The sequence below is a fragment of the Metabacillus sp. YM-086 genome (assembly GCF_048059995.1).
Classification (GTDB): Bacteria; Bacillota; Bacilli; order Bacillales; family Bacillaceae; genus Metabacillus; species Metabacillus litoralis_B.
This window is the reverse complement of sequence record NZ_JBLUOI010000015.1, coordinates 1-13,149: the sequence shown is the minus strand read 5'-3', so window position 1 is coordinate 13,149 and position 13,149 is coordinate 1. Positions and strand designations below refer to the sequence as shown.

Sequence of the window (13,149 nt, the reverse complement as noted above, 5' to 3'; positions counted from 1 at the left end):
ATCCTTTCAAATATAAAAAATTGTTAATTTGATTAGAACAGAATCTTCTGAAATGATTAGAAAGATTAAACATGATTTGTAAAAGTGATGGCACCCCAATGCTTTGCGGTTATTTTTGTTTTTCTTTTCCATCCTTTGTTTTGAAGCTCTTTTGCAAGTAACCGATTAAAAAAGCCATGTCCTATTAAAACAACATTTTGATGTTTAGTTGTAAGTTCCATGATTTTATTTGCTGCTAATTCTGCTCGTTGTTTAGCACTTTTATAGGATTCACAGTTAGCAGAATAGCCACTAAACCACAAAATTCTAAGCAAAACGGCCCATGTATCTGAAGATAGTTTAATGCTTGGGAAACTTTTAGTTGTTACAGGTAATTCTAATTCACGAAATAGACTGCTTGATATTGCTTTGACATTTTTTCTTAAAAGGTACGCTGAATCTATCGATCTTTTTAAATCACTAGTGATAACAAGATTTGCTTCGTTCATTTTCTTTACAGCTTCTTGTGGATAATGAGTTTCTTCAACCACTCCACGAGAATTATATTGGTTTACCCAATCTAAAAATTCTTGGAATGTAATACTTTTTTTAGCATCTAACTGAGAACGTCCATGCCTAATTAATGTAATCTCCATTCCTTACTTACCAAATGCAAAAGTTAATTCTGTATCACAAGCGACTTTCCCATCCACTGAAGCAATTCCTCTTCCTTTCCCGATCGAACCTTTTACACGGGTAATTTCTATTTCTAGCTTTAATTGATCTCCTGGTTTTACTTGATGTTTGAACCGGCAGTTATTAATTCCCGCTAATAGCCCCAACCGGCCTTCGTTTCCTGCTTTCATTAACATGGCAACCGCACTCATTTGCGCTAATGCTTCTACTATTAATACACCCGGCATTACTGGATATTCAGGAAAATGTCCCATGAAAAACGGTTCATTTACTGTAACATTTTTCATTCCAACCGCCCTCTTCCCTTCTTCAATCTCTATCACTTTATCTATTAATAAAAAAGGATAACGATGTTGTATAATCTCTTTAATTTTATTACTATCTAACATTGTATTCCTCCTCACAATCTTCTTATGTTATATTTTACCATTTGTTATTAGAACTTGGTACTAAATACTGACGCAAAAAAACTCAGTGTTTCTTCTATACACTGAGTTTTCTATATTATAAGTGACATTCCAGGAGCATCTAGCTCTCTTTCTTCAAATCCTAATTTCTTGTAAAACTGCTGCTTTCCTTTTGCAGAAAAAAGCTGAACAGATTGTATACCAGAGTCTTTACATTTTTGTAAAAGCGCTTCAATTATTTTTTTACCTAAGCCTTGTTTTTGATAAGAAGGATCAACCATTACATCACAAATTAATGCTTGATAAACTCCATCAGAGATCATTCTTCCAAATGCAATTAGTTGCTCTTGGTCATAAATGGATATGTGATACCAGCTATTTTCAGCTGCTTGATATAATTGTTCTCTTGTATACGTACCTTTTTTACTTTTTATTAATCCACTTGCTTCATGCAAAGAAACAAATTGTTCAAAGGAAGGAAGTTGATCGGAAAATTGATGGCCCATTCTATTCACCTTCTACATTCAATGTATCGTTATGTAACTATACATATATTTATACAACAACTTGAATAAAAATTCAACTAAAAACAAAAATATTTTACTTACAAAAAATAAGACGAGTTTCCCCGTCTATTTAATGTTTTTTATTTATCGTCCTCTTGGTAATCATCTCGGTCTTCTTCAACGTCTACAACTGGTCTTCTTCCCCAGAACATGCCCCAAGGATCTCTTCTTCTTTCATAACGATCATCTTCTCTGTGGTCATCATGTCTGTCACGATCCTCAACCACTTTTACTTCTTTCGCGTGGATAACTAATGTATCAACCTTAATCACTTGTTCTTTTCTTTTAGACATTTTCCCCACTCCTTTACCCCTATAGTCGTTATATTTTATTCAATAAAGGAGTAAGCGTTATAGGCATTTTTTTCATTTTCCTTACATATTTGAATATAATAGTGATTAATTTAACATCCCTACAACATGAACGTTTTTCTTATTATTGATTGCTTTTATAATACCGTTGCAAATTTCTTCATGTGTCAACCATCGTTTTCCATCGCCTTGCTTCATATATCCCAGTTTCACTTGACTATAAAAACAGTGATTAGGAATCGTCAGTTCTGTCTTAATTTTATCTAAGTTCGAGCGGCTGCCAAGTACATGGACAAATCTAGATGATTCAGATGTACTCGGTATCTGTTTTATAATTGATTGAACGGCATGCTCAGCATATGAATGAATCCAAGCTACAATTAAATGAATGGTCTTGTTTTCTTGGATGATTTCATCTATTTTCTTATTCAAGCTTTGCTCATTTGAATAGTCAAGAAATACGGGTATAAGATTTTTGTTGTTATTTGATTTTTTTAATAAATTGTTCATTTTCTCAGTACTTCTTCCGACTACATAAACAAGATAGCCAGTTTCAGCTAACAGAATTGAAAGGTCTGTTAACATTCCAGAACCACCTATAACCAAAGCACACTTCATGCTAATCCCTCCGTTGCAATCAAACTGCTACTCACAGTATATTACAGCTACCTCCCTCACTTTATTGATTCCATCCCATAAATTACCCGGACCATCATATACTAACGTAATCGGACCATCGTAATCACTGTTTGCTACAATTTGTAATGACGTTTCAAATTCTCCTTTATCTATTAAACCATTAATATCATAATTCGCTTTTGCATGTATAGACTCAGCTAAAGGAACTAAAGCTTCAATTGAGTCAAATTTAACTCCTTGTTCAAAGTTTCCAAAATCAACCGTTAATCCTAATTTCTTATTGAATGAGCTAATGAGTTTCTCACAATTTTCTTTAGTTGATGTAAGCGATTTAAAATTTTCCGTTACAACGCGAACATCTTTTGGTTCAGCATAATCAAGTAATTGCCGAAAACTGTCGATTGATCGTTCAAATGCTGCCGTATCACTCGGATTTGCTTCTCCAGCAATCACCCGAATACTTTTTGCTCCTACCTTCTCAGCGATATCAATCCATTTTTTTATATATTTTATGTCAGATTTTCTTCGTTCATCATCTGGAGAACTAATATCACCATAATCCAATAATAAGCAATGAAAGGTTATTCCTGATTTTTCAAAAGCATTTCTCAATTCTACAAGGTATTCATTTTCGGTATTTTGAAAATGAAAATGGCAAACTTCAAGTGATTTAAACCCCTGTTTTTCCAATATAGATGGTAATCCCAATAATGTAGTATTTTCCGGTTGTTGTTCTATACGTGTTTTTTGTGTTTTCTCTATATCATCCCAGTATGTCCAGCGCAATGGACCAATCTCTCGATGAAGACTCCAAGTTGTTAAAGATAAATGAGACATAATAAAACTCCTCCTAGTTGTTTTTAATTGATATTCCACATATCTTCCTTTTTTTCCTCTATTAAATATATTAAAAGGCGTGTAAAGGTCATACATCCTTTACACGCCATACAGTTTTATTAAAATTTATTTTGATACTCACTAATTGCGTTATATTCGTTTTCAAGTAATCTCGGTAAGCGAATAAAGATTGGCATGAGTTCGCGATAAGCAGCAGTTGCTTCTTTATTCGGCTGATGTGAATGAAGTGATCCTACCATTTTTTCCACTTCACTTAAAGACTCAATTTCTCCAAGACCATATTTTCCTAACACAATTGCACCTAAACATGAGCTCTCAAAACTTTCTGGAATTGTAACTTCTTGGTCAAAAACATCGGCTAGCATTTGTCGCCAAAACACTGACCGAGCAAACCCTCCTGTTGCTTGTACACGAGTCGGAGTTCCGATTAATTCCTCAAGAGCAAGCAGAACACTGTATAAATTCATCATAATACCTTCTAGGACTGCACGAATCATATGCTCTTTTTTATGATGCAAGCCTAAACCAAAGAATGAACCACGTGCATTTGCATTCCAAAGAGGAGCTCGCTCTCCTGCCATATATGGATGGAAAATTAATCCGTTTGATCCAGGAGCAACTGTAGCCGCAATTTCTGTTAACACATCATAAGGATCTTTCCCTAGCCTTTTAGCTGTTTCTACCTCTGCGTTTGCTAATTCATCTCTCACCCATCGAAATATCATGCCACCATTATTCACAGGTCCACCAATTACCCAGTGCTTATCTGTTAGCGCATAGCAGAAGATCCTTCCTTTTGGATCTGTTACAGGGCGATCTGTTACAGCACGAATAGCCCCACTTGTTCCAATTGTTACTGCTACAACACCTGGCTCAATGGCATTCACTCCAAGATTGGAAAGCACCCCGTCACTTGCTCCAACAATAAATGGAGTATCAACAGGTAATCCCGTAAACCTTGAAAATTCCGGATCTAAGCCTCTAATACTGTCAGTTGTACTTACTGGTTTTGATAATTGTCCTCTTTTTACACCAACAATCTCAAGTGCTTCATCATCCCAATCCAGCTTTTCAAGGTTAAACATCCCGGTTGCAGAAGCAATTGAATAATCAATCACATATTCTCCAAATAATCGATAAAAAACATACTCTTTAATCGAAATGAACTTGTTTTCTTGTGCAAAATACTCTTTATGTTCAGTATTTAACCAAAGCAGCTTAACTAAAGGTGACATTGGGTGAATCGGTGTGCCTGTACGTAAGTAGATTTCATGTCCATTATGTTCTTGTTTTAATTTATCAGCATATTCTGCACTGCGGTTATCAGCCCATGTAATTGACTTTGTTATCGGTTGTCCTTCTCCATCAACAACTATTAAACTATGCATGGCAGAACTAAAGGATACAAAGCGAACTTGCTCACCTGAAACATTTGCTTCTAACAAACTGCTTTTCATAACTGTAAGAACAGCTTGAAAAATCTCTTCTGGATCTTGTTCAGCTGTTGCTGGTGTTGGTGTGTAAAGGGGATACTCAACACCAAATCGACTAACAGCCTTTCCTTCTTCATTAAAAAGTACAGCTTTTGTACTTGTTGTACCAATGTCAACGCCCATCATATAATTACCCATAGCAATATCCTCCTAAATGAGAGAAAAGGGAAAACCGGTATGGTCGTCCCTTATCCTTTATTATCCAATAAACACTCCTAAAATTAACGCTACTGTTACACCAACTAAACCAATTAGCGTTTCCATAACAGTCCAAGATTTTAATGTGTCTTTTACGCTAATACCGAAATAACGTCCTACTAACCAGAACCCTGAATCGTTTACATGTGATAGTACAGTTGCACCAGATGCAATCGCGATAACAAGTAATCCAAGTACAGGTCCTTGTAATCCTAAGATTTCGATAAGTGGAGCCATTAATCCTGCTGCTGTAACCATTGAAACGGTTGCAGAACCTTGTGCAACACGAACTGCTGCTGCAATTAAAAACGCTAACAAAATTGGTGGTAGAGCAGATCCAGCCATCATATCACCAAGAACTTGACCTACACCGGAATCGATTAAGATTTGCTTAAATACCCCACCAGCACCTGTTACTAAGATAATAATACCCGCTGGTTCTAATGCTTTTGTCGCAATATCTTGTACTTCTTGACGAGAATATCCACGTTTTGTTCCTAAGAAGACAAAAGTTAGAATAGTTGCAATTGTTAATGCTACGAAAGGATGTCCTAGGAATGTAAGAATCGAACGTACAATATTTCCTTCTTCTAATAATACTCCTGAAACCGTATTCAGTAAAATCAATACAAGTGGAATCATAATTAATGAAGCAATTAATTTAAAGCTAGGTAACTCTTTGTCATACTCAATTTCTTCTAAGTTCATATAATCCGGAACAACAACATGTAATTTTTTCGAAATATATTTTGCAAAAAGTGGTCCAGCAATGATCATCGCAGGAATACCTGCAATCGTACCGAATAAGATAACCCAGCCAAGATCAGCACCGATTAAATCAGCAACAGCAATAGGACCTGGTGTTGGAGGAATAAAGCTATGTGTTACTGCTAGTCCTGCTAACAATGGTATACCATAGTATAATAAAGATTTTCCTGTTTTCTTCGCTAAACCATAAACAATTGGTACTAAAATGATAAATCCAACATCAAAGAATACCGGGATCGCTACAAGGAAACCTGTTACACCTAACGCCCATTGTGATTTATCTTCACCAAATTTCTTAACAAGCGTTTGTGCTAATCGCTCTGCTCCACCTGAAACTTCAAGCATTTGCCCAAACATTGCACCTAAACCAACAACGACTGCAACGAATCCGAGGGTTCCACCCATACCGTTTTGCATCGAGGTCACAACTTCATTTAAAGGCATTCCTGCTAAAATACCCACGATTAAACTGACTAATAATAACGCAACGAATGCGTGTAATTTGGTACGAATAACTAAAAATAACAATAGAAAAATTCCTGCTAATGCCACTAAAATTAACATTTGATCTGACATCTAGAACACTACCTTCCTTACTTTTATGGGGTAAGAAGAAAGCGCTGTTTTTAAAACGCTGTCTTCTTAGTCTTCCTAATTATTGAAAAAAATTCATTTTTTCTCTACAGCATGTCCGCCAAATTCATTACGAAGTGCCGCGACAACCTTACCTGTAAACGTATCATCTTCAAGCGAACGATATCTCATCATTAATGCCATCGTAATAACAGGTGCAGCAGTTTGAAGATCAAGTGCCGTTTCTACCGTCCACTTCCCTTCACCTGATGAATGCATGATTCCTTTGATTCCATCAAGCTTTTCATCTTTAGAAAATGCATTTTCCGTTAACTCCATTAACCAAGAACGGATGACAGATCCATTGTTCCAAACTCTTGCGACTTTTTCGTAATCATACTCAAATGGACTTTTATCAAGAAGATCAAATCCTTCCGCAATCGCTTGCATCATTCCGTACTCTATTCCGTTATGAACCATTTTCAGAAAATGACCACTTCCTGCTTTCCCAGAATAAAGGTAACCGTTCTCAACCGTTATGTCTTTGAAAACCGGTTCAATTTCTTTGAAAACCTCTTCATTTCCACCTATCATTGTGCAAGCTCCATTACGAGCACCATCTACGCCACCACTTGTTCCACAATCAAAGAAATAAATTCCGTTCGTTTCACACTCTTCATTTCTTCTTAATGAGTCTTTGTAGTGGGCGTTACCACCATCTATTATTCGATCTCCCTCTTCTAAATAGGGAAGCAATTGTTCAAAAACAGATTGTGTTGCCTCTCCAGCTGGAACCATCATCCAAACGGTTCTTGGCTTTGATAGTTTACGAACCAGCTCTTGAATTGAATTCGCTGTTTGTATTCCCATTGAGGAAATTTTTTTCATAGATTCTTCATTAACATCAAAGGCTACAACATCATACTCTTTATCTACTAAATTAAGAGATAACTGATATCCCATCTTTCCTAAGCCTATCATTCCTATTTGCATGTGTATTTCTCCTAACTGTTTACGGAATAAATTTTCTTGATATCTTTATTATATGAAAAAAAATTCTTTTTGCAAGCGATTCCAGAAAATTATTTTTTCTTTTTGTGAAATTTAGTATAATAAAAGAAAGCCCTACCAGGAGGGAAGATCTATGAAAAAAGCTCAGGAGCCTTGTTTAGTCACGATTCGCAAGCTCTATCCAAAGTTCAGTGTAACGGAAAGAAAAATTGCCGATTTTATTTTAAAAAACCCAAATAAAATTATTCATTCATCCATTAATCAATTAGCAGAAGATTTAGAGGTTGCCGATTCAACTGTTTTTCGCTTTTGTAAACGACTTGGTTATAAAGGATATCAAGCGATGAAAATAGCCCTTGCATCCGAAGTTGTCTCCCCTATTCAGGATATTCATGAAAAAGTAACAGAAGGTGACACGGTTGATACAGTGGCTTCAAAAGTATTTCGATCAAATATAAAGACGATTGAAGATTCATTATCTGTATTAAATGAGGAACATTTACAAGCAGCTGTTGATTGCATGATTAGTGCAAATTCAATTGAATTTTTTGGAAGTGGCGGTTCAAGCATTATCGCCCTTGATGCCTATCACAAACTGGTGCGAACAGGCTTAAAGGTTCACTCTGTTATTGATACACACTTCCAGCTAATGGCAGCATCGCAAATGACGGAAAAAGACTGCGCCGTTTTTATATCTCATTCAGGTTCTTCGAAAGATATTCTTCATATCTTGAATGTTGTAAAATCCACAGGAGCGAAAATGATCGCAATTACCAATTATGCTAAGTCTCCGTTAAGTGCAGCTGTTGATATTCCTCTCTATACAGTGTCTGAGGAAACCGAATATCGTTCAGAAGCTTTATCATCTCGAATCGCACAACTAACGCTAATTGATGTTCTTTATGTGAATATTTTATTAAAACGTGGCAATGAAGGAAAAGAAGCATTAAAGAAAATGCGTGAGGCTATTCTAGTGAAGAGAATTTAGCTTTGATTATTCGTAGAAATAAAAAACAGAGAAGGACGCACAAACGTCTTCTCTGTTTTTTATTATAAAGCAGAAAATTCCTCAACAAGTTCCTTGAATTTCTTTAATGAGTTTTCAATCGGATATGGTGCAGTTAAATCCACACCGGTACTCTTTAATAATTCCAATGGATAATCAGCACTTCCACTTTTTAAAAATTCCAAGTAAGAATGTAATGTTTTTTCATCACCTTCTAAAATTTTTGTAGCAAGGTGAATGGCTGAAGCAAAGCCTGTCGCATATTTATACACATAAAAAGGACGGTAGAAATGTGGAATTCTTGACCAGCCGTATTTTACCTCTTCATCAAACACAACATCATCTCCGTAATATTCACGGAACAACCCCTCATATGTTGTATTAAAGACTTCTACATTTAGTGGCATTCCCTTCTCTGCCATTTCATGTGTTTTCATTTCAAATTCTGCAAACATTACTTGTGTAAAAAATGTTCCTTTAAATTGATCAATAAAATGATTAACCAGATCCTTTCGTATATCTGGATTTTCTTCTTTATCTAAAAGGTAGTTAATTAATAGTACTTCGTTAACAGTAGAAGCAACTTCTGCAACAAATATGCTGTACCGGGCTGTGATTTGTGGTTGATGTAACGAGCTAAGTTTGCTGTGAACACCATGACCGCATTCATGAACCAAAGTAAACAAACTGTCCAAATTGTCTTGATGATTTAAAAGAATATACGGATGAACTCCATAAACTCCAAGGTTATATGCACCCGAGCGCTTACCTGGTGTTTCCCTCACATCAAGATATCTGTGTTCCTTAAATTCCTTTAGTGTTTTGATGTAATCTTCCCCTAATGGTGAAAGAGCTTCACACATGATTTCATATGCCTTTTCATATGAAATTTCTTGCTTTACACCACTTACTAATGGAACACTTAAATCATATTGTCTAAGTTCATCAAGTTGTAATTTTTGCTTACGTAGCCTAGAGTATTGATGCAAAGAAGAGATATTTTGCTTCGTTGTTTCTATTAGATTTTCATATACTTCTCTAGGAACATTATCACCAAATAACGCTTTCTCTAAAGCAGAAGGATAGTTTCGTAACTTTGCCATTGTGACATTGTTTTTAATAGCTGATGACAGAGTTGAAGCGATAGAATTTTTGAGTTGCAGATATGGTTTATAATATGCTTTGTATGCTTCTTTACGTTTTTCTCGATTTTCATCCTCGATTAATTTTGCATACATGCCTCTTGTTAACTCAACTTTTTCACCATCATCGCTTGTTACTTCTCCAAACTTGATATCAGCATTGTTCATCATGCCAAATGTATGACTTGGTGAAGATAGAGCTTCACCAAGCTTTGAAATCACTTCTTCTTGCTCTTTACTTAATACATGCTTTTTGTACCGAAAAGCTTCCCATAAGTCTTCCTCAAAATACTCAAGCTTTTGTTCTAATGTTATGTATTCTTTTAATGTTTCTTCTTTTAAACTCAAAAGAAATGGCATAAAAAAAGAAGTTGATGAGCCAGCTTTTATACTCAGTTGTTTAGCACGTTCTAGCAGCGATTGTGAACTTGTTTCCCGTGTATCTTCATCCACCTTTAACATCGCATAAGCATAAAGCTTGTTAAAGGTAAAAGACATTTCTTCCTTTTTCTTTAAAAATGAGTAAAGTGATGGGCCGTCATGAATGTTTCCGTCAAATTGCTTTAATTCATCTACTTTTTCATTAATTTTACTGTAGTCTTTCTCCCAATCTTTCAGGTCTGAATAAAGGTCATCTAAATTCCATTTTTCCTCAATCGGAACATCTTTTCTCGAAGTATATGTTGACATGAAAACTCCCCTTTCCAAAAGGTACCTTTACTACTATATTCTACGTCCCTTGTTTTTACCCTTTTCCCTATTAATTTTGCTCAGTACGCTGCTTTCCTTCGTCGGTTACAGCAAATTTACGTGACATCTTTTTTATCTTTTCAGCCTTACGGAACCGTAAAGCTGACCAATCGTCATCTATGGCTATTTGCCGAACCGGTTCATATCCCTCGGCAGCTAATAAGCCACCAACTGTTTCACGGCTGCAGTCAGAACCCTTATATGTTATGGATGATTTTTTAGGGTAACAAATCCAGAATAAACCATCTTCCTTAACAGCTTGTACTGATTTTTGTGCGAGCGACTTCAACTGATCATTTGCTGTACCAAAAATTTGAACAAAATCATATTCATGGCCTTTGCTTTCGTTATGTACTTCTCCTGTAAAAGATGAAATCACATCATTGTAGGAATTAGGATGATGAACAATGAGAACTGGTTGTCCACTATCTTTAAATTGTAGTTTTTTCAGTAATGGATTACTTTCTGCCATGTGAGGTCACTCCATTCTATATTTGCATTATCCTATATATATCACTTTACCCGAAAGATATGCAATGCATAGATATAGACTGACTATTGGATAAACTTCAGGTGGTGCTAGCCTGAAGTAGCACCACCCTTATATGATTAACTAGATTTTAACCATTTAATAAAACCTACTTTTCCTTGCCCTTCACAAACGGAACAAGCTGTTGATCCTTCTCCACTACAGGTAATACATACTCGATTTCCAAGTTTATACCCTTCACCAGAACAGTCTTTGCAATTGAAATGTTTACTACCATTACAGTTTTTACACTTCATGCTACATTGCCCTCCTGAATCGTTATTGGAGCTGGATTAGCTATTTGGATTTTACGCAGGAAATAGAGTGTAAGATTAGCTCCCAATAAAATGTATTTTGGGAGGAACCTTTTTATGATTTGACTATTGTTAAGAAACGTTAACGAACTTTACAGATATGACGATATTCCAAATGTTAGATTAAATCCTCTTACAAGTTTACATAAAATATTATCATTTATATTGAATTTCATAATAAAAACAGGACTTCAACATATTGTCCTGTTTTCCATCTTTTATTCTCCTATATAATGTGGTCTTCGCTTTTCTTTAAATGCCTTTAACCCCTCCAAGCGATCCCTTGTTGGAATGGTCAGTTCATATGCTGCTTTCTCAATACTAAGTCCTGTAGTTAGATCAAGGTGATAACCTTCATTAATGGCTTTTTTCGCTTGTGTAATGGCAATTGGCGCGTTTTGCACAATTTGATTGGCTAGCTCAAGAGCCTTTCCTTCCAGATTTTCAGGCTCTTCAACATATTCTACTAAACCTATTTGGAGCGCTTCTCCTGCTGCTATTTTTCTAGCTGTGAAAATTAATTCTTTTGATTTTCCTTTTCCTATTAACTGAGGCAACCTTTGCGTCCCCCCTGCACCAGGAATGATTCCGAGCGATGTTTCCGTTAATCCAAGTTTAGCAGTTTGGGAAGCAATTCTTAGATCACAGGCCAATGCCAGCTCTAGCCCTCCACCAAATGCAGCTCCATTAATTGCTGCAATAACAGGCTGAGGTAAAGTTTCTAGTTCATTTACTGTTTCTCTAATCAAAGATACTGTTTTCTTCACTTGAATAGCATCCATTTCAGCACGTTCCTTTAAATCCGCCCCTGCACAGAATACTTTCTCCCCAGATCCCGTTATCACAATGCATCTAATGCTTTGATCATATTTAGCAAGCTCAAAAACTTCTTGAAGTTCTTTTAACATATTAATAGACAAGGCATTTGCTGCTTTAGGGCGATTTAATTCAATCTTTAAAATACCTTCATTTACGTCTGTTATGATCGCTTTGTCATTCATCGACATGATCTTCCCCTATCGCTCGAAATATTTTGCTAGAAAGTTAGTTGTTGTATCACCTGATTGAAATGCAGCATGTTCAACAATTTCTCTAAGCAGAGGAATATTTGTTTTAATGCCTCCAACATGGTATTCCGATAACGCAAGTTGTAGTTTATTTATCGCATCCTCACGACCTTTTCCTTTAACAATTAATTTTGCAACCATCGGATCGTAGTAAGGGGTAACCATTGACTTCTCATGTATTCCAATCTCGTGCCTAATTCCATCTCCCTCTGGTAAAGAAAGAGAAGTAATAGTCCCAGGTGAGGGATAAAAGCTTTTTGGATCTTCAGCATATATTCGAACTTCGATGGAATGTCCTTTAATAGGTATTTGTTCTTGAGAAAAACGCAACAATTCTCCTGCCGCTATTCGTAACTGTTCTTCGACTAGATCAATTCCGGTAATCTCTTCTGTTACAGGATGCTCGACCTGTAACCTTGTATTCATTTCAAGAAAATAAAAGTTTTTGTTTTCATCTACTAAAAACTCAATTGTTCCTGCATTTTGATAGCCTATTGCCTTTGCTGCTTGAACACCGGTTTCCCCCATTTTTTTTCTTAATTGATAATCTACAAAAGAAGATGGAGCTTCTTCTACTATTTTTTGATGTCTTCTTTGGATTGAACATTCTCGTTCCCATAGATATACAGTATTTCCTTTGTTATCTGCTAAAAGCTGTATTTCAATATGTCTTGGGTTTTCAATGTATTTTTCTAAATACATCTCTCCGTTGCCGAAAAATGCAATCGCTCTTTTTTGATTTCCTTCAAAAGCCTTTACCATTTCCTCATCATTTCTAACAATTTGCATGCCAATTCCACCACCACCAGAAGAGGCCTTTAACATGATTGGATAACCAATTT

15 protein-coding genes are annotated in these 13,149 nt (G+C 35.9%); 1 reads left to right on the top strand and 14 read right to left on the bottom strand.

From position 1 onward, the window contains the following. Positions 1 to 65: 65 nt before the first annotated feature. The 9 genes from ACEWK1_RS08930 to gnd form a co-directional block, all read right to left on the bottom strand. Positions 66 to 635 (bottom strand): histidine phosphatase family protein, encoded by a 570-nt coding sequence (locus ACEWK1_RS08930; RefSeq protein ID WP_121662302.1) that lies wholly within the window; start codon positions 633 to 635, stop codon positions 66 to 68. A 3-nt stretch (positions 636 to 638) separates the two neighbouring features. Next, positions 639 to 1,064 (bottom strand): 3-hydroxyacyl-ACP dehydratase FabZ, encoded by a 426-nt coding sequence (gene fabZ / locus ACEWK1_RS08925; protein WP_121662303.1) that lies wholly within the window; start codon positions 1,062 to 1,064, stop codon positions 639 to 641. Between the two features lie 110 nt (positions 1,065 to 1,174). Continuing rightward, entirely contained in the window at positions 1,175 to 1,588 is a 414-nt protein-coding gene (locus ACEWK1_RS08920) for a GNAT family N-acetyltransferase (protein ID WP_121662304.1), read from the bottom strand. A gap of 140 nt (positions 1,589 to 1,728) precedes the next feature. Continuing rightward, complete coding sequence (locus ACEWK1_RS08915) at positions 1,729 to 1,941, bottom strand: hypothetical protein (RefSeq protein WP_121662305.1); 213 nt, start codon at positions 1,939 to 1,941, stop codon at positions 1,729 to 1,731. A 105-nt stretch (positions 1,942 to 2,046) separates the two neighbouring features. Continuing rightward, on the bottom strand, positions 2,047 to 2,577 hold the full coding sequence (locus ACEWK1_RS08910; protein ID WP_121662306.1) for an SDR family NAD(P)-dependent oxidoreductase: 531 nt from the start codon (positions 2,575 to 2,577) through the stop codon (positions 2,047 to 2,049). Positions 2,578 to 2,604: 27 nt separating this feature from the next. Beyond that, a complete protein-coding gene (locus ACEWK1_RS08905) occupies positions 2,605 to 3,435 on the bottom strand; it encodes a sugar phosphate isomerase/epimerase family protein (RefSeq protein WP_416636016.1) in 831 nt (276 codons plus the stop codon). Positions 3,436 to 3,554: 119 nt separating this feature from the next. Then, complete coding sequence (gene gntK / locus ACEWK1_RS08900) at positions 3,555 to 5,093, bottom strand: gluconokinase (protein ID WP_373995124.1); 1,539 nt, start codon at positions 5,091 to 5,093, stop codon at positions 3,555 to 3,557. 54 nt (positions 5,094 to 5,147) lie between these two features. Continuing rightward, entirely contained in the window at positions 5,148 to 6,491 is a 1,344-nt protein-coding gene (locus ACEWK1_RS08895) for a GntP family permease (RefSeq protein WP_098799578.1), read from the bottom strand. A gap of 93 nt (positions 6,492 to 6,584) precedes the next feature. After that, positions 6,585 to 7,481, bottom strand: coding sequence for a phosphogluconate dehydrogenase (NAD(+)-dependent, decarboxylating) (gnd, locus tag ACEWK1_RS08890; RefSeq protein ID WP_098799577.1), 897 nt, complete (start codon positions 7,479 to 7,481; stop codon positions 6,585 to 6,587). A gap of 151 nt (positions 7,482 to 7,632) precedes the next feature. Between gnd and ACEWK1_RS08885 the strand changes: the two genes are divergently transcribed. After that, a complete protein-coding gene (locus ACEWK1_RS08885; protein WP_098799576.1) occupies positions 7,633 to 8,487 on the top strand; it encodes a MurR/RpiR family transcriptional regulator in 855 nt (284 codons plus the stop codon). Between the two features lie 62 nt (positions 8,488 to 8,549). Here ACEWK1_RS08885 and pepF read toward each other — a convergent pair whose 3' ends face one another. From pepF to ACEWK1_RS08860, 5 genes are all read right to left on the bottom strand, one after another. Beyond that, positions 8,550 to 10,337, bottom strand: a complete 1,788-nt coding sequence (gene pepF / locus ACEWK1_RS08880; protein ID WP_416636013.1) for an oligoendopeptidase F — start codon at positions 10,335 to 10,337, stop codon at positions 8,550 to 8,552. Positions 10,338 to 10,407: 70 nt separating this feature from the next. After that, positions 10,408 to 10,869: a DUF3052 domain-containing protein gene (locus ACEWK1_RS08875; protein ID WP_416636011.1), complete on the bottom strand. Its 462-nt coding sequence runs from the start codon at positions 10,867 to 10,869 to the stop codon at positions 10,408 to 10,410. A 137-nt stretch (positions 10,870 to 11,006) separates the two neighbouring features. Then, entirely contained in the window at positions 11,007 to 11,183 is a 177-nt protein-coding gene (locus tag ACEWK1_RS08870) for a hypothetical protein (protein ID WP_212134054.1), read from the bottom strand. Positions 11,184 to 11,458: 275 nt separating this feature from the next. After that, positions 11,459 to 12,241: an enoyl-CoA hydratase gene (locus tag ACEWK1_RS08865; RefSeq protein ID WP_416636033.1), complete on the bottom strand. Its 783-nt coding sequence runs from the start codon at positions 12,239 to 12,241 to the stop codon at positions 11,459 to 11,461. Positions 12,242 to 12,256: 15 nt separating this feature from the next. Then, on the bottom strand, positions 12,257 to 13,149 hold an 893-nt coding region (locus tag ACEWK1_RS08860; protein WP_416636009.1), incomplete at its 5' end, for a biotin carboxylase.

Bases quoted from the DNA above. Each gene is read 5' to 3' on its own strand.
- gnd (WP_098799577.1), bottom strand. From the start codon at position 7,481: ATGCAAATAGGAATGATAGGCTTAGGAAAGATGGGATATCAGTTATCT.
- ACEWK1_RS08885 (WP_098799576.1), top strand. From the start codon at position 7,633: ATGAAAAAAGCTCAGGAGCCTTGTTTAGTCACGATTCGCAAGCTCTAT.
- ACEWK1_RS08895 (WP_098799578.1), bottom strand. From the start codon at position 6,491: ATGTCAGATCAAATGTTAATTTTAGTGGCATTAGCAGGAATTTTTCTA.
- ACEWK1_RS08930 (WP_121662302.1), bottom strand. From the start codon at position 635: ATGGAGATTACATTAATTAGGCATGGACGTTCTCAGTTAGATGCTAAA.
- ACEWK1_RS08875 (WP_416636011.1), bottom strand. From the start codon at position 10,869: ATGGCAGAAAGTAATCCATTACTGAAAAAACTACAATTTAAAGATAGT.
- ACEWK1_RS08905 (WP_416636016.1), bottom strand. From the start codon at position 3,435: ATGTCTCATTTATCTTTAACAACTTGGAGTCTTCATCGAGAGATTGGT.
- ACEWK1_RS08920 (WP_121662304.1), bottom strand. From the start codon at position 1,588: ATGGGCCATCAATTTTCCGATCAACTTCCTTCCTTTGAACAATTTGTT.
- ACEWK1_RS08910 (WP_121662306.1), bottom strand. From the start codon at position 2,577: ATGAAGTGTGCTTTGGTTATAGGTGGTTCTGGAATGTTAACAGACCTT.
- ACEWK1_RS08915 (WP_121662305.1), bottom strand. From the start codon at position 1,941: ATGTCTAAAAGAAAAGAACAAGTGATTAAGGTTGATACATTAGTTATC.
- ACEWK1_RS08865 (WP_416636033.1), bottom strand. From the start codon at position 12,241: ATGAATGACAAAGCGATCATAACAGACGTAAATGAAGGTATTTTAAAG.
- pepF (WP_416636013.1), bottom strand. From the start codon at position 10,337: ATGTCAACATATACTTCGAGAAAAGATGTTCCGATTGAGGAAAAATGG.
- ACEWK1_RS08870 (WP_212134054.1), bottom strand. From the start codon at position 11,183: ATGAAGTGTAAAAACTGTAATGGTAGTAAACATTTCAATTGCAAAGAC.
- fabZ (WP_121662303.1), bottom strand. From the start codon at position 1,064: ATGTTAGATAGTAATAAAATTAAAGAGATTATACAACATCGTTATCCT.